The organism is Microbacterium canaveralium, from assembly GCF_047238045.1.
GTDB lineage: Bacteria > Actinomycetota > Actinomycetes > Actinomycetales > Microbacteriaceae > Microbacterium.
This window is the reverse complement of sequence record NZ_JBDFMA010000003.1, coordinates 1633578-1656445: the sequence shown is the minus strand read 5'-3', so window position 1 is coordinate 1656445 and position 22868 is coordinate 1633578. Positions and strand designations below refer to the sequence as shown.

At 68.8% G+C, this 22868-nt stretch carries 18 protein-coding genes; 8 read left to right on the top strand and 10 right to left on the bottom strand.

What is annotated here, in order from left to right; genetic code table 11:
- Window positions 1-2 precede the first annotated feature (2 nt).
- The gene (locus tag ABC271_RS08855; protein ID WP_412926125.1) at window positions 3-2993 is read left to right on the top strand and encodes a bifunctional [glutamine synthetase] adenylyltransferase/[glutamine synthetase]-adenylyl-L-tyrosine phosphorylase; all 2991 of its coding nucleotides are present in this window, start codon (window positions 3-5) and stop codon (window positions 2991-2993) included.
- A gap of 6 nt (window positions 2994-2999) precedes the next feature.
- Here ABC271_RS08855 and ABC271_RS08850 read toward each other — a convergent pair whose 3' ends face one another.
- Window positions 3000-4694: a long-chain-fatty-acid--CoA ligase gene (locus tag ABC271_RS08850; protein ID WP_412924519.1), complete on the bottom strand. Its 1695-nt coding sequence runs from the start codon at window positions 4692-4694 to the stop codon at window positions 3000-3002.
- 129 nt (window positions 4695-4823) lie between these two features.
- On the opposite strand from ABC271_RS08850, the gene ABC271_RS08845 reads away from it, so the two are divergent.
- Window positions 4824-5138 carry a DUF2277 domain-containing protein gene (locus ABC271_RS08845; RefSeq protein ID WP_412924518.1) on the top strand — a complete coding sequence of 105 codons (315 nt, stop codon included), beginning with the start codon at window positions 4824-4826 and terminating at the stop codon, window positions 5136-5138.
- Window positions 5139-5144: 6 nt separating this feature from the next.
- On the opposite strand, the gene ABC271_RS08840 is transcribed toward ABC271_RS08845, so the two are convergent.
- The 4 genes from ABC271_RS08840 to glnA all read right to left on the bottom strand — a co-directional run bounded on the left by ABC271_RS08840 (window position 5145) and on the right by glnA (window position 9715).
- Window positions 5145-5807 carry a hypothetical protein gene (locus tag ABC271_RS08840; protein WP_412924517.1) on the bottom strand — a complete coding sequence of 221 codons (663 nt, stop codon included), beginning with the start codon at window positions 5805-5807 and terminating at the stop codon, window positions 5145-5147.
- Window positions 5804-7768, bottom strand: a complete 1965-nt coding sequence (locus ABC271_RS08835; RefSeq protein ID WP_412924516.1) for an alpha/beta hydrolase — start codon at window positions 7766-7768, stop codon at window positions 5804-5806. Before ABC271_RS08835 ends, ABC271_RS08840 begins: the two co-directional genes overlap by 4 nt.
- The gene (locus tag ABC271_RS08830) at window positions 7768-8130 is read right to left on the bottom strand and encodes a DUF6507 family protein (RefSeq protein WP_412924515.1); all 363 of its coding nucleotides are present in this window, start codon (window positions 8128-8130) and stop codon (window positions 7768-7770) included. Before ABC271_RS08830 ends, ABC271_RS08835 begins: the two co-directional genes overlap by 1 nt.
- Window positions 8131-8290: 160 nt before the next feature.
- Window positions 8291-9715 (bottom strand): type I glutamate--ammonia ligase, encoded by a 1425-nt coding sequence (gene glnA, locus ABC271_RS08825; RefSeq protein ID WP_412924514.1) that lies wholly within the window; start codon window positions 9713-9715, stop codon window positions 8291-8293.
- A 131-nt stretch (window positions 9716-9846) separates the two neighbouring features.
- Between glnA and ABC271_RS08820 the strand changes: the two genes are divergently transcribed.
- Window positions 9847-10275, top strand: a complete 429-nt coding sequence (locus ABC271_RS08820; protein ID WP_412924513.1) for an RDD family protein — start codon at window positions 9847-9849, stop codon at window positions 10273-10275.
- A gap of 40 nt (window positions 10276-10315) precedes the next feature.
- On the opposite strand, the gene ABC271_RS08815 is transcribed toward ABC271_RS08820, so the two are convergent.
- A complete protein-coding gene (locus ABC271_RS08815; protein WP_412924512.1) occupies window positions 10316-11026 on the bottom strand; it encodes a DUF4191 domain-containing protein in 711 nt (236 codons plus the stop codon).
- 120 nt (window positions 11027-11146) lie between these two features.
- On the opposite strand from ABC271_RS08815, the gene ABC271_RS08810 reads away from it, so the two are divergent.
- Complete coding sequence (locus ABC271_RS08810; protein WP_412924511.1) at window positions 11147-12193, top strand: hypothetical protein; 1047 nt, start codon at window positions 11147-11149, stop codon at window positions 12191-12193.
- A 17-nt stretch (window positions 12194-12210) separates the two neighbouring features.
- On the opposite strand, the gene sucB is transcribed toward ABC271_RS08810, so the two are convergent.
- Genes sucB through ABC271_RS08795 form a run of 3 tightly spaced genes read right to left on the bottom strand, consistent with a single transcriptional unit; the run spans window position 12211 to window position 16841 of the window.
- On the bottom strand, window positions 12211-13950 hold the full coding sequence (gene sucB, locus ABC271_RS08805; RefSeq protein WP_412924510.1) for a 2-oxoglutarate dehydrogenase, E2 component, dihydrolipoamide succinyltransferase: 1740 nt from the start codon (window positions 13948-13950) through the stop codon (window positions 12211-12213).
- Between the two features lie 54 nt (window positions 13951-14004).
- The gene (lpdA, locus tag ABC271_RS08800) at window positions 14005-15378 is read right to left on the bottom strand and encodes a dihydrolipoyl dehydrogenase (RefSeq protein WP_412924509.1); all 1374 of its coding nucleotides are present in this window, start codon (window positions 15376-15378) and stop codon (window positions 14005-14007) included.
- Window positions 15375-16841, bottom strand: a complete 1467-nt coding sequence (locus ABC271_RS08795) for a leucyl aminopeptidase (protein WP_412924508.1) — start codon at window positions 16839-16841, stop codon at window positions 15375-15377. Before ABC271_RS08795 ends, lpdA begins: the two co-directional genes overlap by 4 nt.
- 85 nt (window positions 16842-16926) lie before the next feature.
- Here ABC271_RS08795 and ABC271_RS08790 point away from each other — a divergent pair, with 85 nt between their 5' ends.
- From ABC271_RS08790 to murJ, 4 genes are all read left to right on the top strand, one after another.
- Window positions 16927-17853, top strand: coding sequence for a proteasome assembly chaperone family protein (locus ABC271_RS08790; RefSeq protein WP_412924507.1), 927 nt, complete (start codon window positions 16927-16929; stop codon window positions 17851-17853).
- Window positions 17854-18092: 239 nt separating this feature from the next.
- Window positions 18093-19424: an RNA polymerase sigma factor gene (locus ABC271_RS08785; protein WP_412924506.1), complete on the top strand. Its 1332-nt coding sequence runs from the start codon at window positions 18093-18095 to the stop codon at window positions 19422-19424.
- Entirely contained in the window at window positions 19421-20122 is a 702-nt protein-coding gene (locus ABC271_RS08780) for a coenzyme F420-0:L-glutamate ligase (protein ID WP_412924505.1), read from the top strand. The genes ABC271_RS08785 and ABC271_RS08780 overlap by 4 nt, the downstream gene beginning before the upstream one ends.
- 10 nt (window positions 20123-20132) lie before the next feature.
- Window positions 20133-21725, top strand: a complete 1593-nt coding sequence (murJ, locus tag ABC271_RS08775) for a murein biosynthesis integral membrane protein MurJ (RefSeq protein ID WP_412924504.1) — start codon at window positions 20133-20135, stop codon at window positions 21723-21725.
- 31 nt (window positions 21726-21756) lie between these two features.
- Here the strand turns inward: murJ and ABC271_RS08770 are convergent, their stop codons facing one another.
- Window positions 21757-22791, bottom strand: a complete 1035-nt coding sequence (locus ABC271_RS08770; RefSeq protein ID WP_412924503.1) for a sugar-transfer associated ATP-grasp domain-containing protein — start codon at window positions 22789-22791, stop codon at window positions 21757-21759.
- Window positions 22792-22868 lie beyond the last annotated feature (77 nt).

Genomic DNA, 22868 nt, shown 5'->3' with positions numbered 1-22868 from the left:
TGGTGATCTCGGGCGATCGATCGACGGCGCTCACCGCCCTGGCCCGCACCGGCTTCTCGCGTCTCGCGGAAGCCGATGCGGGTCTGGGCGAGCTCGAACAGCTCACGGGCGCCGGGCGCGTGGATGCCATGGACCTGGCGCACCGCGTCGCCGACCCGGACCGCGCGCTCTCGGCCCTCGTGCAGATCGCACGACGCGATGCCGGGGCCGTCCGCGCCGCCGCGAACGACCCGGGCACGTGGCGCGCCCTGTGGGACATCGTCGGCGCGTCCGACGGCTTCGCGGAGTTCTACCTCCGGCATCCGGACGAGATCGCCCACCTCGCCGGCGCAGGTCTGACCGTGCCCGACGAGCAGTCCATGCGCGCCGAGCTGCTGGCATCCGTCGGCGACGAGGACGGTTTCGCCGCGGACGCCTCGGATGCGGCGTGGGTCGCGCTGCGCGTGCGATACCGCCGGTTGCTCGCCCGCATCGCCGCATACGACCTCGGGCAGGACGACCCCGCGGGCGCGATCGACATGGTCTCGGCGGCCCTCGCCGACCTCGCGGGCGCCGCCCTCGAGGCGTCGCTGAGCGTGGCCCGCGCGCGCGTGACGGGCACGGGCCCCGGCACGTTCCCTCGCGCCCAGGTGGCGGCGACGCGGTTCGCCATCATCGCGATGGGGAAGACCGGCGCCCGCGAGCTCAACTACGTCAGCGACGTCGACGTGATCTTCGTCGGCGGCACGTCGGACGAGGAAGTCGTCACCGAGGCGCGCGCGATCGACATCGGCACGCGGCTCGCGGTGCAGACGATGCGCGGGATCTCCGGCCCCGAGATCGAACCCCCGCTGTGGGAGGTCGACCCGAACCTGCGCCCCGAGGGCAAGCAGGGGGCTCTCGTCCGCAGCCTCAGCGCCCACCGCCAGTATTACGACCGGTGGGCCAAGAGCTGGGAGTTCCAGGCTCTCCTGAAGGCGCGGGCGATCGCGGGCGACGCCGCCCTCGGCGCGGAGTACATCGCCGCGGTGCAGCCTCTGGTGTGGCACAGCGCCGCGCGTGAGAACTTCGTCGAGGGCGTGCAGCGCATGCGCGAGCGCGTCACCGAGAACATCCCCGGATCGGAGGTGAACCGGCAGGTCAAGCTCGGGCCCGGTGGCATCCGCGACGTCGAGTTCACCGTGCAGCTGCTTCAGCTCGTCCACGGGCTCACCGACGAACGCATCCGCCAGCGCGGAACGCTCGAGGCTCTCGACGCGCTCGTCGCCGAGGGATACATCGGGCGCAGCGAAGCCGAGGCGTTCGGCCGCGACTACCGGCTGCTGCGCCTGATCGAGCACCGGCTCCAGCTCCGTGGCTTGCGCCGCACGGCGCTGCTTCCCGAGAAGGAGGACGACCTCCGTGTTCTCGCGCGCGCGACCGGGCTCGCGGACTCCGCCGCGGGCGTGCAGTCGGCGTGGGAGAACATCAAGCGCGAGGTCCGTGACATCCACGTCCGCCTCTTCTACCGTCCGCTGCTCTCGGCGGTCGCTTCGCTGCCCGAAGGCGAGCGTTCGCTCTCGACCGAGCAGGCCCGCGACCGTCTCGCCGCCATCGGCTTCCGTGACCCGGCGGGTGCCCTGCGTCACATCGCGGCACTCACGAGCGGCCTCAGCCGGAAGGCGACGATCCAGCGGCACCTGATGCCGATCATGATCCGGTGGTTCGCCGATGGCGTCGATCCCGATTACGGCCTGCTGGTGTTCCGGCGCATCAGCGAGCGGCTCGGCAACACCCCGTGGTTCCTGCGGATGTTGCGCGACTCCGCGGGCGCCGCGGAAAGCCTCACGCGCGTGCTGTCGGGATCGCGGTACATCGGCGAACTCATGGAGTGGATCCCCGAGTCGGTCGCGTGGCTCGATGACGACGCTCTGCTCCGCCCCCGCTCGGGCGCGGCGCTTCAGGAAGAGGCGCGCGCGATCCAGACGCGCTGGGACGACATCGAGGATGCCATGCGCTCGGTGCGCGCGCTCCGACGCCGCGAAATGCTCCGCGTCGCGATGGCCGCCGTCCTCGAGGTCGTGTCGATCGAAGAGCTCTCCGATGCTCTCACCACGATCACCGAGGTGACGATTCAGGCGACACTGCGGGCCGTCCGCCGCGAAGTCGTTCCGCCGGAGGACAACGCCCTCGACTTCTCGGTCATTGCGATGGGACGCTTCGGCGGCCGCGAGATCGGGTTCGGCTCGGATGCCGACGTGATGTACGTCTACCGCGCGAACGGTGTCGATCCGCAGCGCGCGAGCGCGCTGGCATTGAAGATCGTCGCGGGCCTGCGCGAGCACTCCGAGGACCACCGCCTCCCGCTCGACCTCGACGCGGAGCTGCGTCCCGAGGGCCGCAGCGGCCCCCTCGCCCGCTCGCTCGACGCCTACGCCGAGTACTACCGCCGGTGGTCGCTGTCGTGGGAGGCGCAGGCGCTGCTCCGCGCCCGCGGTGTCGCGGGAAGCGTCAAGCTCATCGCGGACTTCATCGCCCTCGCCGACGACGTGCGCTACCCCGCCACCGCCGACCCGAACGGATTGCGCGAGATCCGCCGCATCAAGGCCCGCGTCGAGAACGAGCGCCTGCCGCAGGGCGCGGATCCCGCGCGGCACCTCAAGCTCGGTCCCGGATCGATCAGCGACGTTGAGTGGCTCGTGCAGATCCTGCAGCTGCAGCACGCGCGGGCGATCCCGGCGCTGCGGACCACGTCGACCCTCGGCGCGTTGCAGGTCGCCGTCGAGGCCGGCCTCATCGCTCCCGACGCCGCCGCGAAGCTCGCGGCATCCTGGCATCTCGCGAGTCGCTTGCGCTCGGCGAACACGCTGCTGTCAGGGCAGACGAGCGACGTGCTCCCCTCCGATCGAGCGCGGCTCGATGGCATCGGGCGGATCCTCGAGTACCCGCCGCGCTCGGCCACACAGGTCGAGGAGGACTATCTCGGCGCCACGCGGCGCGCGCGTCGCGTGTTCGAGAAGCTCTTCTACGGGTGACCCGGCTCAGGATGCCATCAGTCGTTCCCGCACCTCGCGGCGCAGCACCTTGCCGATGAGGGAACGCGGCAGGTCGTCGACGACGACCACGCGGCGAGGGACCTTGTACGCCGCGAGCCGCGACTTGCAGTAGTCGCGGATCGCCTCGGGCTCGATCTGCACGCCGTCGCGGACGACGATCGCGGCCGCGACGTCCTCCCCACCGCGGGGCTTCGGCAGAGCGACGACCGCGGCACCCTCGATGTCGGGGTGCGACACCAGGACGTCTTCGACCTCGCTCGGTGAGACGTTGAAGCCGCCGGTGATGATGATCTCCTTGAGCCGGTCGACGATCGTGACGAAGCCGTCGGCCGAGACCGAGGCGATGTCGCCGGTGCGAAGCCAGCCTCCGTCGAGCAGCGTCGCTGCGGTGTCGGAGGGACGGTTCCAGTAGCCCTCGAACACCTGGGGTCCGCGCAGCAGCAGTTCGCCGACCTCGCCGAGCGGGAGGTCCGTCTCGGGGTCTTCGGGGTCGACCACCCGGATGTCGGTGCTGGGGAAGGGCACGCCGACCGTGCCGGGACGGCGGGACGGCCCGATGGGGTTGCCCAGCGCGACGGGCGAGGACTCGGTCATGCCGTAGCCCTCGACGAGCAGACCGCCGGTCGCCGCCTCCCACCGGTCGACGGTGGCGTCGGGCAGACTCATCGCCCCGGAGATGGCGAAACGCACGGTCGACAGGTCGACGGTGCCGCGGGTGGCGGCGCGCGCGAGCTGGTCGTAGATCGGGGGGACGGCCGGGAGGAAGGTCGGCGGGCTCTTCTTCGCCGCGGATGCCACGAGATCGAGGTCGTACTTGGGGAAGAGCACGAGCCTCGCGCCGATGCTCATCGCGAACGTCAGGCACAGCGTGAGGCCGTACGCGTGGAAGAGGGGGAGGACGCCGTAGAACGTCTCTTCACCGTCGTGGAGTCCCGGCACCCACGCGCGCCCCTGCATCGCGTTGGCCCGCAGGTTGGCGTGGGTGAGGACCGCCCCCTTCGGGGTCCCGGTGGTGCCGCTGGTGTACTGCAGCAGGGCGATGTCGCCGAGCAGGGGCCCCTGGTGCTTGCGCGACAGCTTCCCGTGGGTGAGCAGCTTCTCCCACGGCGTCGGGCGCTTCGACGTCGGCGCGGCGGTGAGCTGCGCCCGCGACTCTCGCGCCTTCTTCACGGGCAGCCGCAGCGCCAGGCGGGTTCCGAGAGGCATCGCCCGGGTGATGTCGACGCTCACGATGTGCTGGAGCGCGAGGTCGGAGGGGAAGTCGGCGACCATGTCGGCGACCTTGTCCCACACGATCGCGAAAGTCGCACCGTGGTCCTCGAACTGGTGCCGCAGCTCACGAGCGGTGTAGAGCGGGTTGTGCTCGATGACGATCGCGCCGAGCCGCAACGCCGCGTAGAACGCCACGACATGCTGGGGGCAGTTGGGCAGAACGAGCGCGACACGGTCGCCGGCCTTCACCCCCAGGCGGCGCAGCCCCTCGGCCGCGCGCGTGATGTGGTCGCCGAGCTCGCGATACGTGGTCTGCGCGCCGAAGAACTCCAGCGCGACGCCCTTGCCGTAGCGGTCGACGGAGGCGGCGATCATCTCGGGCAGAGTCTGCGACGGCTCGTCGATGTCGTGCGGCACGCCCTCGGCGTAGGAGCTGAGCCAGGGACGCGACGCGTACGGGGAGGGCATGGCATCCATCCTCCCGTGCCCGGCCGATGCCGTGGTGACGCGCCGCCTGTGGGGATGCCGGGAGCTTTCCCCGCCCGCACCCCTTCCGCGATGCTTTCGCGACGCGGGGGAGCGGCCTACTCTGTCGGCATGTGCCGCAACATCGTTCCCCTCCACAACTTCGAGCCGCCGGCATCCGATGACGAGTGCCACGACGCCGCGTTGCAGTTCGTGCGCAAGATCAGCGGCACGACGAAGCCCTCGCGCGCGAACCAAGAGGTGTTCGAGCGCGCCGTCGACGAGATCGCGGCCGCGACTCGACGATTGCTCGACGATCTCGTCACGGCGGCGCCACCGAAGACGCGCGAGGTCGAGGCGGCGAAGCGCCAGGCGCGCTCGGCCGAACGCTACGAGGCGATTCGCGTGTTCCAGGAGCAGAAGCGCGCGGCGCGCTCGGCGTCCTGAGCCAGCTCAGCCCTCCTGGAATGGGTCGAACAGGGGAGTGGCATCCGGGCTCTCCAGATCCGGGATGCCACTGTCGTCCGGCACCGCGGTCAACGGCCCGCGCAGTTGCTCGAGGAGCGCCGCAGCGTCACCCGGCTCGCACGTAGAAGTCGCGCGGAGTTCCAGCACGTCGACCGTGCCCCCGGCAGGATCCGCCGGGATCATGTCGACGTCCAGACGCGACACCTTCGCCTCGGGCTTTCCCGCGACGATCACGATGTTGTCGATGCCCTCCCCGTAGGTGGGTGCCGGCTCGACCTGCCACCCGTTCTCCGACATCCAGGTACGGAGCTGTTCCATCCTCTGCGGTCCCTGACCATCGAACGAAAAGCCCTCGGGGAGCTTGCGTCGCAGGAAGAACTGGTAGCCGCCCTCGCACTGATCGGGAACGTCGCCATACTCTCCGACACGCCAGTCCCCGTCGAAGATCTGCTTCTGCACAGCGGCGACGGCCGCCTTGTATTCGAGGTTCACCGCCTTCGCATCGTCGAAGCCCACGGTGCTGCTGGGCGCCGGACTCGGCGTCTCATTCGGGGACATCTGCGGACCTCCACATCCGGACAGAACGGTCGCGGTGACCACGGCGCTCGCGACGAGTACGGGGAGGGTTCCCCACCTGCGTTGGGTCATCGGCTCGCTCCTGTCGTGTCGAGTGCCTCGCGCAAGCCAACCACGAAGTGCTTGAACGACTCGGCAGACGGGTCGAGGTACCCCGTCTGTTCGGTGGGCTCGTAGAGCGGGATGGGTGACCCGTCCCCGCCCACGCCCCACCCGACGAACTCGTCCTTCGTGCTGTTGTGGGCATCGTGGCTGTCGGTCGATTCGCCGTACTCGCCCCGAGGTGATCCGTAATCAGCGACGACACCGCCGTTCGACCCGAACGACTGAACCCCCGGCACGTCCCGCGGGTCCTCCGCGTGCAGGCTGCCGAGCCAGTCCTTGCGTCCCCACGCGGCGATGCTGTCATCGTCGGCGTGCGTGGCCGACACCGTCGTCTCGCCCGAGCGGATCTGCTCCGCGAGCTCGTCGCCCGTCTGCGCGGTGATCCCCGCCGAACCGAAGAACCACACGTGCGATACCAGTCCGGGATTGTCGGCGACGGCCTGACCGGTCATCGTCGTGCCGAGCGAATGCGCGCCCGTGTTGAGCTGCGCGCCGGGGTTCACCGCGTGCAGGCCTCGGAGCGTCTCGGACAGACGCGCGGCTCCTGCATCGGGCCGATCGATGCCGCCGACGCTGAGGGCGCCGCCGGAATCCCAGTCCATGACCAGCACGACAGCCGTGGTGCTGCTCTGACCGGTTCGCTCCAGCTCACTCGAAAGCGCCGACTGCAGGTCTGCACTGCCGCGTGCCCACTCCTGCAGCGAACCGAGATCCGTCCGGATGCCATGCGTCAGGGTCGTCACCTGATCGGCGGTGTCGACGTCCCCGAACGCGATGTTGGCGCGCGGAGACCCCTCGGTATCGATGAAGAAGCTCAACAACGTCGGCAGGGAACCGTCGTCCGAACGCTTCTCCACGACCGAACGCAATTGGTCGAGCTTGCTGCGGGTCTCGTCGTCGAGGTCGTCCCGCGCCAGGACGTCGGCGAGACCCGCGCGGTTGAAGATGCCGCGCTGATCGGCGGGGATGCCGTTGAGGTTCCCGACGACGAGCGGAGCCAAGGCGAGCAGCTGCCCGAGCGGACCGCCATTCCATTCGCCGTTCGGTGCCGCGGCGGAGGCGGCCGCGAGATCGGTGAACAAATCGCCGGCGCGCTCCGGTTCGACGAACGCGACGGATTGCACGAAGTCGGGGTGGGCGTCGAGCCACCGCTGCGCGTCGTCGGTGTCTGCCGTGGAGAGCCAGTCGATGCGGCGTTCGGCCGCCCGCCCGAGGTCGTACGTCAACTGCTCCGAGAGCGAACGACTCACCGACGCGGCGGACGGTGCGCCCGGGTACGCGGACTCCGAGAATCCCCAGAACAGCTGTGCGACCCGCACGGGCTCACCGCCGGCACCGAGCACCTCCGTTCCGCCCGAAACGTTGCGCAGGCGCGATGCGAGCCGGTCCTCGGCATCCTCCACGTCCCGGCGGAAGCGGTCGATATCGGAGCGAAGGGTGTCGAGTGCGCTCTCGGCGGAGTTCAGCGTCGTGGACGCGTTCAGGCGGGCGAGCGACGCGTCCGCCGCAACCGAGGCATCCACGTCGGATCCCCGCGTCGAACGATAGGTGGCGTTCGCGCGAGCCGAGGCGTCCGCCGCAGAATCGTAGGCGGCGACCACGGACGGGATCCGGGATGCCAACTCCTCACGGCGCTGCTTCAGATCGGGGAACTCCGATGACCCGGCATCCCACAGCGCGTTGCGCGCCTCGACCAGCGCCTCGAAGAAGCCCCGCGCATCGGAGGCAGGGCGGTCGAGCATGCGCGGCACCGCTTCCGCACCGGTGACATGGAAGACCTCGGTGTCGCCCAGGACACTCCACCGCTGTTGCACATCGGCCATCGACGTCTGCGTCGCATTCGCGACGGAGACGAGTCGGTCGCCGAGACCCGTGAGCACGGCGGGGTCGACCACCTGGGGCAGATCATCGACGCTCGGAGTGCTCATCAGTACCCCTGCCCGTAAGACACCGACGAATCGATGCCCCACTCGTCCAGCGCACGCGACTCCGCCTCCGCCGTCGTGACGGACATGTCCACGTCACCGGTGACGACGGCGGTCGTGGCCTCGCTCACGGCCGACGCCGCGCCGGCCACCACGTGGGCGAGCTTCCCCGGAACATACCGCCGTTCGTCGAGCAGGTCGCTCCAGGCACTCGCGAGGGAATGCCGGCCGTCGACGGTGAGACTCAGACCTTCGAGTGCAAGGGCATCCATGTCGTCGATCGCCTGCGCGATCCCCGCACCAGCGTCGTCCACGCCCGCCAGCACGCCGATCACGCGGTCGGGATCCACCCGGTAGTCGCTCACGATGGCCCCCTTCATCGGATTTTCACTATGCCGGATCCCGTCCGAACCACCAGGGGCACTCCCGTTGACGGGCAAAATCCTCTACAGTGCCGCCCCGCGAACGTCGAAGCCCGCCCCCGCGAAACGGCGGGGACGGGCTTCGTCGTGGATGATCCGGCGATCAGACCCCGAAGTACAGCTCGTACTCGAAGGGGTGCGGGCGCTGAGCGATCGGCTGGATCTCGTTCTCGATCTTGTACTCGATCCAGGTCTCGATGAGCTCTTCCGTGAAGACGCCGCCGGCGAGCAGGAACTCGTGGTCGGCGCGGAGCGCCTCGAGCGAGTCGAGCAGCGAGTTCGGCACCTGCGGGATGTTCTTGGCCTCCTCGGGGGGGAGCTCGTAGAGGTCCTTGTCGACGGGCTCGTGCGGCTCGATGCGGTTCTTGATGCCGTCGATACCGGCCATCAGCTGCGCAGCGAAGGCGAGGTACGGGTTGCCCGAGGCATCCGGAGCACGGAACTCGATGCGCTTGGCCTTCGGGTTGGTACCCGTGATCGGGATACGGATGGCCGCCGAGCGGTTACCGGCCGAGTACACCAGGTTGACGGGAGCCTCGAAGCCCTTCACCAGACGGTGGTAGCTGTTGAGCGTCGGGTTGGTGAACGCGAGCACCGCGGGCGCGTGGGCCAGGATGCCACCGATGTACCACCGAGCGATGTCGGAGAGACCGCCGTAGCCGGCCTCGTCGTAGAACAGCGGCTTGCCGTCGTTCCACAGCGACTGGTGCGTGTGCATGCCCGAACCGTTGTCGCCGAAGAGGGGCTTGGGCATGAAGGTCGCGACCTTGCCCCACTCGAGGGCGGTGTTCTTGACGATGTACTTGAACTTCAGGATGTCGTCAGCCGCGTGCACCATGGTGTCGAAGCGGTAGTTGATCTCGGCCTGTCCACCGGTGCCCACCTCGTGGTGTGCACGCTCGAGGATGAGACCGGCGTCGATCAGCTTCAGGCTGATGTCGTCACGCAGGTCGGCCTGCTTGTCGACGGGCGAGACGGGGAAGTAGCCGCCCTTGTAGGGCGTCTTGTTGGCGAGGTTTCCGCCCTCTTCCACGCGACCGGTGTTCCAGGCACCCTCTTCGGAGTCCACCGAGTAGAAGCTCGAGTTCTGCTTCACTTCGTAGCGGACGTCGTCGAAGATGTAGAACTCGGCTTCGGGAGCGAAGAAGGCCGTGTCGGCGATGCCGGTGGAGGCGAGGAACTTCTCCGCCTTCTTGGCGACCTGACGCGGGTCCTTCGAGTAGATCTCGCCGTTGCGCGGGTTGTAGATGTCGAAGACCATGATGAGCGTCTTCGCCTCGCGGAACGGGTCGAGGTACGCCGTCGTCACGTCGGGAATGAGCTGCATGTCCGACTCGTGGATGTTCGCGAACCCGCGGATCGACGAGCCATCGAACAGCTGTCCGACGGTGAAGAACTCCTCGTCGACGGTCGACGCGGGAATGTTGAAGTGCTGCTGCACACCAGGAAGGTCCGTGAAACGGATGTCGAGGAACTTGACGTCCTCGTCCTGGATGAACTTCAGCACCTCGGACGAATCTTTGAACATGAAGACTCCAGAGGTAGAACATTCGGGATCGGCCGACCTCGGCCAGCCTCCCTGACCCTATCCAGAACCGGTGTCTCGGCGATATCTCGGATGTTTCGGGCGTGTTACACCGCCCCGATTACGCTGGAGGTGTGACCGCCCCCGCAGACAACGACTATCCGGGCCAGCGGCTCGGGTTTCCTCGCGAAGGACGCGGCTCCATCGCCCGTCCCGGACGGCGTGTCGCCGCCCTGCTCGTCGATGTCGCGTGCGCCGGATTGATCGGGTACGCCTTCTTCTCCGCGCCCGATCCCGTAACCGGCGTCCCGTTCGCGAACCCGGTGGCGACGAACATCATCTTCTTCCTCGTCCAGATCGTCTTCATTCCGCTCATCGGTGGAAGCCCGGGGCATCGGCTGCTCGGCATGCGCCTCGAGCGGGCGTCCGGGGGCTGGGTCGGGCTGTGGCGGCCGATCGTCCGCACGCTGCTGCTCGGGCTCATCATTCCCGCCGTGGTGTGGGATGCCGATCAGCGCGGGTTGCACGACAAGGCCGCCGGCACGGTTCTCGTCCGCAGCTGAAACGAAGACGGCCCCGCGGGTGCGGGGCCGTTCATCGTGGTCAGCGGGGGCGCGGAGCCCGCATCTTGGTCGGGTCGACGCCCTTCGGGATCGGGAGGGACGACAGCCCCTGCGACACGGACGACACGCGCTTGATGACGGCGGCCTGCGTGGTGCGGTTCACCTTCTTCGGGAGGGACTTGATCGCGGACGCCAAGTCCTTGATCTGCACGTCGTCCTCACCGTGCCCGACGTAGAGCACCGTCACGGGCACGCCCGCGGCGACCCGCTGCACACGTGCGCGTTCCTCGTTCACGAGGCGCGAGAGACGCGTCCGCGAACCCTCGCCGATCAGGACGACACCGCCGCGACCGATGGCACGATAGACCGCCTCCTGCGTGCGCGGGTTGACACCGATCGGCGTCTCGGAGGCCTGCCAGTTGCGCCCCAGCGACGAGGAGAGCACCTGACCGGTCGCACCCGGCATTCCATCGATCTTCCGGTACATCGCACTCGTCGACAACCGCGTCATGGCGATCATGCCGACCAGGATGCCGGCGAGGAGCCCCGTGACACCCCACAGAACGATGCTCCACGCGGCGGATCCGGGGATGAGGAAGCCGACGAGGACACCGAGGGCGGTGCCCACGAGCACGATGCCCGCCAACGCGAAGGGCAGCCAGCGGTACTCCTTCTGCGTGAAGGTGTAGAGGGTGCGAAGCTGGGAGAAGAATCCCGGACGCTTCTCGGGGGTGGAGGTGCGAGCGGCCATGCCGTCGATTCTATCTTCGCCCCCGGCACGCCTCCTCCCCATCGGCGCGGATCGCAGTCCCGTCCCCCGAATGCGTCGCCTTCGCCCACGCCCGTTGCGTCGGCACGCGAGCATCGGACCATGCACTGGACTCCGCTCGACACCACCATCGACAGCGTCGCGGGCTATCTGCACCGTCGGCGTCGCAGTGCCTTCGCCCTGACGACCGGCGAGGCCGCCACACTCGCGATCGGCGTCGTGCGCGGCTGTGCCGCGGCGCCTTCTCGTGCGGCCGGAGGGGAGTGGCGCCTGACGGCGGAAGGGCGTCCCGTTCTCGAGGATCATCCGGGTGGTGCCGACATCGTGACGGCTACGGTCGCCGTCTTGGACGAGCTGGTCTCGCTCGTGGACGCCGATGTCCGACCCGGGTTCGCGCGACTTCGCGACGGCGTGCTGACCGACCCTCCGCCGGCGTGGGACATCTCGGTGAGACGGCTGCTCTCGGTCGTCGAGCCTCGACCCCTCGTCCTCGGGCCGCTGACCCCTGTCGCCGACGAGGAACTGTCTCGTGGCGCCCATGAAGATTCGCGTGAAGGTGCCGAGACGCTCCTCGATCGTCTTCGTGACGCGGTGCGCCGTGTCTCGCCGCGAGCCCTCCTCGTCGGCGTCGGCGTCACGGTGGCTCTCGTGGTCGGGGCCACGGTGATATCCCAGCCCGCGGCGCCGGCGGACGCGCGGAACGGGAGCGGTGCATCTCTGTCGTCACCGAGCGCGGGCCGATCGCCCGGTGCCGACGAGACGGTGATGCCCATCGCGCCAGGTGGAGTCGCCACGGCCGGTCCCGAGCCGGCGCCGGAAGGCCCCGAAGCGGCCCGGATCAGCACGCCGCCGAGCGAGACGTCGGTCCCGCCGGACGGGGACGTGAGAACCGCTGCCCTGGCTCTCCTCCGCACCCTCGCCTCCTGCGCGGACGACGACTGCTCTTCCGCACTGTGGGAGTCGCGGCCCCCGGAAGCGCTCGCGCCTCTGGATCCGACGGGCGCCGAACTCGACGTGATCGACGACTTCGGCGGTGTGGCCGTCGTTCGCCTGACCGGCGACGAGCAGACGCAGTACGTCACTCTCGTTCGGCACAACGACCGATGGCTGGTCCGTTCCCTCGAAGAGGTCGCGGACCAGCCATCATGAGGCGGCCGAAGGGGAGATCAGATCCCGAGATCGCCTTCGAACTGCGCAGCCTCGAGGCGGGTCTTCACGGCTCCCAGGAAACGAGCCGCATCGGCACCATCGATGATCCGGTGGTCGTACGACAGCGCGAGGTAGACGTACGAGCGGACCGAGATCGCATCCTTGCCGTCGACCGACACGACGCCAGGCTTCTTCACCACCGCGCCGAGGCCGAGGATGGCCGACTGCGGCAGGAAGACGATCGGCGTGTCGAACAGCGCGCCACGCGAGCCGGTGTTGGTCAGCGTGAACGTGCCGCCGGCGAGCTCGTCGGGCTTCAGCTTGTTGTCGCGCGTGCGGGCCGCCAGGTCGGCGATCTCGCGGGCGAGCTGTGCGATGTTCTTCTCACCGGCGTTCTTCACGACGGGCGTGAGCAAGCCACGCTCCGTGTCGACGGCGATCGCGACGTTCTCGTGCGCGGGGTAGACGATCTCGTCGCCCTCGACCGTGGAGTTCACGATCGGGTACGTCTTGAGTGCCTCGACGGCGGCCAGGGCGAAGAACGGGAGGAACGACAGCTTGTCGCCCGTCTTCTGCTGGAACTCGCCCTTCACACGATCGCGAAGCGCCGCGACCTTCGTCACGTCGACCTCGACCACCGTGGTGAGCTGCGCCGTGGCCTGCATCGAAGCGACGGCACGCTCGGCGATGACCTTGCGCAGACGCGACATCTTCTGAGTGGTCCCGCGCAGCGGCGAAACCTCCACCGGCGCGGCGGGAGCAGCTGCGGCCGGAGCGGCCGGCGCCGCGGCGGGAGCGCTCTTCGCGGCCTCGGCGGCCTTGAGGACGTCCTCCTTGCGGATGCGTCCACCCACGCCGCTGCCGGTCACCGTGGCGAGGTCGACGCCCTGCTGCTGCGCGAGGCGGCGGACGAGCGGCGTGACGTAGGTGATCTCGTCGCCGCTGGAGGCGGGCGCCGAGGGCTGTGCGGCCGGCTGCGGTGCGGCAGCGGGCTCGGCGGCCGGAGCGGGAGCAGGCTCAGCGGGCTTCTCCTCGGCGGGGGCAGCGGGCTGCTCCTGCACCTCGGACGGCTGAGGCTGCTGGAGGGGCTTTTCCTCGATGGCGGGCGCGGGCTGTGCCTGAGCGGGCGCGGCCGCACCGCTGCCGATGCGAGCGAGAGCGGACCCGACGGCGACCGTCTCGTCCTCCTGGACGAGGATCTCCTGCAGCGTGCCGGCCACGGGCGACGGGATCTCGGTGTCGACCTTGTCGGTCGAGATCTCGAGAAGGGGCTCGTCGACGGCGACGTCGTCGCCGACGGCCTTGAGCCAGCGGGTGATGGTGCCCTCGGTGACGCTCTCGCCCAGCTCGGGCAGCGTGACCTCGGTGGCGTCGCTCGAGGCCGCGGGGGCGGCGGCGGGCTGCTCGGTGGGCGCGGGCGCGGCGGGGGCTGCTTCCGCGGCGGGAGCCTCTTCCGCGGGGGCGGGGGTCTCCTCAGTGGGGGCGGCCGCCGGAGCGTCGTCGGCAGGCGCGGAACCCGAGCCGTCGCCGATCTTGGCGAGGATGGCGCCGACTTCGACGGTCTCGTCCTCCTGGACGAGGATCTCCTCGATCACGCCCGAGACGGGCGAGGGGATCTCGGTGTCGACCTTGTCGGTCGAGATCTCCAAGAGACCTTCGTCCTCCTGGACGGTGTCACCGACCTGCTTGAGCCAGCGGGTGACCGTTCCCTCGGTCACGCTCTCGCCGAGAGCGGGGAGGACGACGGAAGTGCTCATGGATATGTCTCCTTCGTACCGGATGCGGTGTCTAGCTTAGTGACGGCTGGGGGATCAGAGTGCGTGCAGAGGCTTGCCGGCCAGTGCGAGGTAGGCCTCGCCGAGGGCTTCGCTCTGCGTCGGGTGGGCGTGGATGAACGGAGCGATGTCCTCGGGGTGGGCTTCCCACCCCACGGCGAGCTGCGCCTCGGTGATGAGTTCACCGACGCGGTCGCCCACGAGATGCGTGCCCAGGATCGGACCGTCGACGCGGCGGACCACCTTCACGATGCCCGCTGTGCCGATGATCTCGCTGCGCCCGTTGCCGGCGAGGTTGTATTCGTACGCGCGGACGGCGTCGGCGCCGAACCGCTCACGCGCCTGCTCCTCGGTCAATCCGACGGAGGCGACCTCGGGATGCGAATACGCGACGCGCGGCACGTCGACGTCCGGCACCAGGACCGGGGAAAGACCCGCGATCTCCTCGGCGACGAAGATGCCCTGCTGGAATCCGCGATGGGCCAGCTGCAGCCCGGGAACGATGTCGCCCACGGCCCACACGTGCGGGGTCGCCGTGCGCAAGCGGTCGTCGGTTCGAACGAATCCGCGGTCGAGGGTCACGCCGGACTCTTCGAAGCCCATCCCCGCCGTCGCGGGTCCGCGCCCGACGGCCACGAGAACGTAGTCGGCATCGAGCGACGTTCCGTCGTCGAGGACGACGGTCGCGCCGGAATCCGTCTGGCTGACCGAGGAGAATCGACGGCCCAGCTGGAACCCGATGCCGCGCTTGCGGAATGCCCGCTCGAGCGCCTTGCTGGAGGAGACGTCCTCCGCCGGCAGCAGGTGCGGAAGCGCCTCGACAATCGTGACCTCGACGCCGAACGACCGCCAGACGCTGGCGAACTCCACGCCGATGACGCCCCCGCCGAGAACCACGACACGGTCGGGCACGACATCCAGATCCAGCGCCTGTTCGCTGGTGAGGACTCTCCCGCCGATCTCGAGGCCGGGGAGCGTACGGCTGTACGACCCGGTCGCGAGGATCACGTCGGACCCCCGGTAGAGATCCTCGCCCACCCGGACCGCGGGTCCGGTCTCCAGGGCACCCTCGCCCCGGACGACTCGGATGCCGCGGGTGGAGATCAGGCCTTCCAGTCCCTTGAACTTCTTCACGACGATGCCCTCGCGGTAGGCGCGGACTCGCGCAGGGTCGATCCCGTCGAAGGACGCCCGCACGCCGATGTCGGACGCTCCCCGGGCGGCATCGGCGACCTCGGCCGCGTGCAGGAGAGCCTTTGTGGGGATGCATCCGCGATGCAGACACGTGCCGCCGAGCTTGTCCTTCTCGACCAGGACGACATCCTTTCCGAGTTCGGCCAAACGCAACGCGGCGGCATAGCCACCGCTGCCGCCACCGAGAACGACGACGTCGGCGGTGTACTCGGTCACCGCGCGCCGCCCGCCGAGATGAGATCGATGAGCGAACGAACCGTCGCGCCGGTCACGCCCTTGTCGGTCACCCCGAACGGAGCGCCCTTGTTCATGCCCACACCCGCGATGTCCAAATGCACCCATGGGATGCGCGGCGCGTCCGGCTCTTCCGAAACGCGCCCGACGAAATGCCGGAGGAAGAGGCCTGCGAAGAGCGAGCCACCCGCGGGGTCGCCGATCTTCGCGTTCTGCAGATCGGCGATGGGGGAGTCCAGCTCATCGACCATGTGCGCGGGGAGCGGCAGCTGCCAGGCGAGCTCACCGACGCGGTCAGCGGCCGCCAGGTATTGGGCCACGGACTCGTCGTCGCCCATGACGCCCGTGTGGCGGTTGCCGAGCGCGACCGTGATCGCACCCGTGAGGGTCGCGACGTCGACGATGAGATCGGGGTTCTCACGGCTCGCGGCGACGAGACCGTCCGCGAGAACGAGACGGCCTTCCGCGTCCGTGTTCAGAACCTCGACGGTCGTTCCGTCGAGCATTCGCAACACGTCGCCCGGACGCGTCGCGCGCCCCGACGGCATGTTGTCAGCGATGCACAGCCACGCGCTGACGTGGACCGGGAGCCGCAATTCCGCCGCGGCACGCAGCACCGCGAGAACGGTCGCCGCACCGGCCATGTCGTACTTCATGCCGACCATGGATGCCGCGGGCTTGAGGGAAAGTCCACCCGTGTCGAACGTGATGCCCTTGCCGACGAGGGCGACGTGTCGTTCGGCGTCGTCGGGGGAGTACTCCAGGTGGACCAGACGGGGCGGCCGGTCGGACCCCTGGCCGACACCCAGGATGCCGCCGTAGCCGCCCTCGCTCAGCGCGGACTCGCCGAGCACCTCCACCGTGACGGGAAGCCCGTCGACCGCGGCCACCGCGGCATCGGCGAAGTCGGCGGGACCGAGCCACTCGGCCGGCGTGGTCACGAGATCCTTCACCAGCGCCACCGCACCGGCGACAGCGCCCACCGCGGCCTGCTCGCCCTCGCCGGGCACGGCAGACGTGTGGACCGTCACCCGCGAGGCGCGGATCTTGGGTGCCTCGGTCTTGTAGCCGGCGAAACGGTATCCGCCCAGAGCGGCACCCTCCGCGAGGGGCGCCCACGACGCCTCGACGAGCGGCTCGACCGCGACGTGCTCGAAACCGGTGAGCTGTCGCAGACCGATGGCGGCGGCGTCACGCAGAGCTGCGTCATCCGGATCCGCGCCGGCACCGACCACGGCGACGGGAAGCGCCACACCGGGGACGTGCACGCGCTGGAACGAGCCCGCGGCACCGGTGAAACCGATCGCGGAGAGAGAAGCGTTGAGGCCGTCCCAGCCGTTCGGGTCGGGCGCGGCGCCATCGGACTTCGCGACCACCAGCAAGATCGCGTCGGCTCCAGACTCGAGCGCGGGGACATCGGTGTGCGTCACGGAGGGAAAAGGCATGCCTCCCATCCTAGGTTCGCGGGTGTTCGCTAGAAGCGGGACGCACCGCCGCCACGGTGTCCGCAGCGGCTCGTAGAGTGGAGATATGCCGTATCCCGCACCGCTGTACGATCGCGCTCCCGCCGCGCCGCCGGTGCCGTCCGGTCTGCCGCTCGTCATCGCACTGACCGGCTTCACCGATGCCGGTGGCGCGGTGACTCGGTTGGTGGAGTACTTCCGCGACGATCTCGAACCGCATCCCGTGGTGGCGTTCGACAACGACGTCCTCTTGGACTACCGCGCGCGCCGCCCGCTCATCACGTTCGTCGAAGACCACCTCACCGATTACCGGCCGCCGCGGCTCGAGCTGTCTCTCGCACACGACTCGCTCGGCCATCCCTTCCTGTTGCTCGCCGGGTACGAGCCCGACTTCCTGTGGGAGGCGTTCGCGGAGAGCGTCCTCGAACTGAGCGCCGGTCTCCAGGTGTCCTCGATCACCTGGGTGCACGCCATCCCGATGCCCGTCCCGCACACGCGCCCGATCGGCACGACGGTCAGCGGAACACGGTCCGACCTCGCCGAGGCCCACTCCGTCTGGCGACCGCACACCCAGGTGCCCTCGACGGTCGGACATCTCCTCGAGTACCGGTTTGCCGAGGCGGGGGCGAAGGTCGCGGGTTTCGCGCTGCTCGTCCCGCACTACCTCGGCGACACCGAATACCCCGCGGCCGCGTTGGCGGCCCTCGACAGCCTCACCGTCGCGACCGGCCTGGTGTTTTCGGGGGAGGTCCTCCGCGAAGAGAATCGCGAGTTCCTCGGCAAGGTCACCGAACAGGTCGAGGGCAGCGATGAACTCACGCGCATGCTGCAGGGACTGGAAGAGCGTTACGACTCCTACATGGCGGGCTCGACACGCGCGACACCGATCATCCACACGGGCGATCTCCCGAGTGCCGACGAATTGGCGGCGGAGCTCGAGCGGTTCCTCGCGTCCCGGCCCGGTGATGACGACCGCCGCGGTCGTCTGGGCTGACACCGTTCCGCGCGCGGAACCGCAGGGAACGGAATACGTCAGCCGCGCGAGTCGTTGTCTAGGCATAGATGCCTGGTGCGCGTCAAGTCCCGCGCCGGGAATGTGAGACAATAAAGAACCTGACCCATTGTCGGCCGAACCTGGAGCCCGCTCCACCGGAACGGACTTGACAAGGGTCTTACTAGTGTCCGAGAACGACCGGCGGCCGTGCAACGTACGTTCCCGGTGAAAGGCGAAACGTGGCAGGCACGAACACTCAGACCCGCTCCCGCAGTGAGAAGGACACCGACCCCGACACTGCGGAAGAGACCACGACCGCGTCGAAGAAGACCGCGGCCAAGAAGGCCCCCGCCAAGGGCAAGGCGACGCCCGCGAAGGCGAAGTCGAAGGCCAAGGCTGACGACGACCTCGAAGAGGATGACATCGAGGAAGACATCGACGAAGAGATCGAGGTCACCGAGGATTCCGACGAGGTCGATGACGACGCCGACGGCGACGATGCGGCCAAGCCGGTCGCGAAGAAGACCGACGACAGCGATGACGACGACGACGATGAAACTCCGGCTGCTCCCGCCGAAGCCCTCCCCACCGGGGCGATCGTCATCTCGTCGAGTGATGAGGACGACGTCCCCGTCTACTCGGCGCAGATCACCGGGGCAACCGCCGACCCGGTCAAGGACTACCTGAAGCAGATCGGTAAGGTCCCCCTCCTCAACGCGGCCGAAGAGGTCGAGCTCGCCATGCGTATCGAGGCCGGGCTGTTCGCCGAAGAGAAGCTGTCGAACATGTCGGCGGCCGAGAAGACCAGCCAGCTGGGTCTCGACCTCCAGTGGGTCGCCCGCGACGGTCAGCGAGCCAAGAGCCACCTGCTCGGTGCGAACCTGCGTCTGGTCGTGTCGCTCGCCAAGCGCTACACCGGTCGGGGCATGCAGTTCCTCGACCTCATCCAGGAGGGCAACCTCGGCCTCATCCGCGCGGTCGAGAAGTTCGACTACACCAAGGGATTCAAGTTCTCCACGTACGCCACGTGGTGGATCCGTCAGGCGATCACGCGCGCCATGGCCGACCAGGCCCGCACGATCCGCATCCCCGTGCACATGGTCGAGGTCATCAACAAGCTCGCTCGTGTCCAGCGTCAGATGCTCCAGGATCTCGGTCGCGAGCCCACTCCGGAAGAGCTCAGCCGCGAACTCGACATGACCCCGGAAAAGGTCATCGAGGTGCAGAAGTACGGCCGCGAGCCCATTTCGCTCCACACCCCGCTCGGCGAGGACGGCGACAGCGAGTTCGGTGACCTGATCGAGGACACCGAGGCGGTCGTCCCGGCCGACGCGGTCGGCTTCACGATGCTCCAGCGCCAGCTGGAGTCGCTTCTCGACTCGCTCAGCGAGCGTGAGGCGGGCGTCATCCGCATGCGCTTCGGCCTCGGCGACGGGCAGCCCAAGACGCTCGACCAGATCGGAGACACGTTCGGCGTGACGCGTGAGCGCATCCGTCAGATCGAGTCCAAGACGATGGCCAAGCTCCGGCACCCCAGCCGGTCGCAGTCGTTGCGGGACTACCTCGAATGAGCGGTCAGGCGAACGCCGGCAAGGCACTCACTGTTTCAGTCGAGGGGACCACGTACGCCCGCATCCCGATCCGTACGCGGGTCGTGATGCCGGGCGACGACCTCGACGCCTTCATCCTCGAGTACGCGAAGGATGCCGTGCAGCCGGGCGACCTGCTGTTCGTCACCGAGAAGATCGTGGCCATCACGCAGGGTCGCTCTTTCAAGCTCGACAGCATCAAGCCCCGCAAGCTCGCGCTGTTCCTGTCGAAGTACGTGACCCGGACGCCGTACGGCATCGGTCTCGGCATGCCCGAGACGATGGAGATGGCGCTGCGCGAGTGCGGCACGCCGCGCATCCTTCTGGCTGCGGCCGTGTCGGCCGTCACGAAGGCGTTCGGGCGCAAGGGCGACTTCTACCGCATCGCGGGGGACAAGGCGCGCGCGATCGACGGCCCCACCAAGGGCACGATCCCGCCGTACAACCAGGCCGTCGTGCTCGGGCCCGACCGGCCGCGGGAAGTCGCTCAGCGCCTCAGGGCGCTGCTCGGCATCGACCTGGACGTCGCCGTGGTCGACATCAACGACCTGGGGGGGAACATCCTCGGTTCGACGATGGACAAGGCGGGGGAGAAGCGTCTCGTCGCGATCCTCAAGGACAACCCGCTCGGCCAGGGACACGAGTCCACGCCGTTGGGTATCGTCCGCGCCGCGGCCTGACGCTCACTCGATGAACCTGCTACGCGCGAGCGGTCTCATCGCCGCGGGCACGCTGGTCTCGCGTCTGACGGGTCTGGTGCGCACCATCGTCCTGGTCGCCGCGATCAGCTCGGTGGGAGCCTCGGCAGACGCGTTCTACGTCGCCAACCAGCTGCCGAACACCGTCCTCACGCTGATCTCGACGGGGCTTCTGACCGGCGTCATCGTCCCACGCGTGGTCGCGGTGAGCGCGCAGCCGGACGGCGCTCGCACTTTCCTGCCGAAGCTCATCACCGCCGGGGCATCGATCCTGCTGCTCACCACCGCGGTCGCCATGGCCCTCGCTCCGGTGCTGGTCGCAGTGATGGCCAGCGGCTACGACTCCACCCAGCGCGAGTTGACGGTCGCCTTCGCCTACTGGTGCCTGCCGCAGATCTTCTTCTACGGCATGTTCGCGCTCATCGGCGAGAGTCTGAACGCCCGCCGCATCTTCACGCCCTACGCCTGGGCACCGGTCGTGAACAACATCGTCTCGATCGCCGGCTTCGGTCTGTTCATCGTTCTCTTCGGGTTCCACCGGAACGAGGTCGGCTGGTGGACGCCGTCGGCGATCGCCCTCGTGGGCGGCACCGCGACACTCGGCATCATCGCGCAGACGGTCGTCCTGGCAATCTCCTGGCGTCGGTCCGGCATCCCGCTGCGTCCTGACTTCCGCTGGCGGGGCGTCGGCTTCGGCAGCATGGGGAGCCTGGCCACCTGGACGTTCGGAATGGTCGTCGTGACCCTTCTCGCGGGTCTCGTGCAGGTAAACATCATGAGCGCCGCATCGGGGGAGGATGCCTCCGTCGCCGTCTGGGGCAACGCATGGCTGATCTACATGGTGCCGTACGCTCTGGTCGTCCTCTCGATCGGGACGCCGTACTTCACGCGCATCAGCGAGCACGCCGCGGCGGGACGCGGGAACGACGTCCGCGCGGACATCACCGCGGCCATCCGCACGCTCGGCCTCTTCGTGGTGATCTCGGCCGCCGCCCTCATCGCGGCCGCCGCCCCGGCGTCCCGCATCTTCACCAGCAGCGCCGACGACGCACTCCTGGCCGCTCCGGTTCTGGTCGCGTTCCTCATCGGCCTCATTCCGATGGCCGTGCTGTTCATCATCCAGCGGACGTTCTACGCGTACGGCGACACCCGGACACCGTTCTTCTTCACGCTCGCGCAGGGCGCTCTCGTCGTCGTCCTGACGCTCGTGGCCGGCATGGCCCCCAAGGAGTACCTCACGGCCACCGTGGCGTCCGTGCAGACGCTGTGCGGCATCCTCGAGCTCGTCCTCGCCATCTGGCTCCTGCGCCGCAAGATCGGTCCGCTCGGGCTCCGGAAGGCGGTGACCTCACTGTCGATCTTCCTCGCCGCGGCGCTGCCATCGGCCCTCGCCGGCTGGGGCATCTACGTGTGGTCCGGCGGGAACGACGGATGGATGCTCGACAACCTGTTCCTCGGCGCAGCCGGAACGGCGCTCATCTGCGCCGTGGCCGGGGCGATCTACCTGGGGATCCTCGCGGCTCTCCGCACGCCCGAACTGACTTCGGCCGTCTCCCTCGTCCGCGCGCGCTTCGGTCGCGGCTGACCGCGGCGTCCGCTCGCGGTCGGGCGCGGGATCACCGGCGTCGTTCGAGGATGCCCGGGCCGATGGCGTCGCGGTAGCGATGGAGCAGACCGGTCCGGATGCCGGACACGCTCGGCTTCATCTGGAAGACGCTGGAGTTGTGGTTGGCCTCGATGAGGGCGGGGCCCGAGGGTGTGATCGCGACGTCCCAGCCGACGTAGGGCACGGTCGGCAGGCGTCGCGACGCCTCCTCGACCATCGCGACCGCTTCGGCGAAGAGCGGTACGTGGAATCCGGCGATCTCCACACCCGTCACGGGATGCCGGGAGAAGACGTTGGAGTTCTTGTCGACCCCCGCCCACTGCGCCACGCCGTCGTCGTCGACCATGGTGAACATCCCGCCGCCGGCGAAGTTGTCGACGACCCCGCCGTTGCCGATCCGCAGCACCGAGGCGATCAGGTGGAAGCTGCCGTCCTGGCGTCGGTAGGTGATGAGGCGGAGCGTGTTGACGCTGCCCGGGTACAGACGCGCCATCTCCTCGTGCTGGGGGAGGATCTCCTCGACCAACGCGCGGCCCTCGGCGACGAGGGTCTCGCGCCAGGCGGCGACGTCGGAGATCTCGTCGGCGGCGAACGTCGTGATACCGCGACCTCCCTCGCCGAGAGCGGGCTTGACCAGCACACGCGGATGCCTCGCGAGGAAGTCCGTCAGCTCTTGATCGGTCGCCGTGGACGCGTCGATCCATTCGCGGCCGATCATGTCGGCGAAGTCGCGGTAGAACCGCGGCTTGTCACCGAGCAGCGCCGCCGAGTCGGGACCGTTGAGCGTGTTGTTCAGACGGATGGCCTTGGGGTGCGTCATCCAGGTGCGCCGCTCTCGGCCGTTCAGGAGCCGGATGTCCCAGACCGCGTAGTCGCGGAAGCCCATCTCGTACCGCACGGATGACCAGAGCATGTCGGCGATGATGACGGGCAGAGGTGCGCGGGAGACCTTCTTGACCTGGCCGGCGAACTCCGTGACATTGCCCAGGCTCAGGCGTCGAGCTCGCTGCAGCAGGTAGCGGACGCGCAGAGAACTCTGTGACACCTCGACACGCTAACACAGCGTCCCCACGGCCTCCGGAGCGCGGCCGGACGCGGGGGAAGGCGTGACCGGCCTCGTAT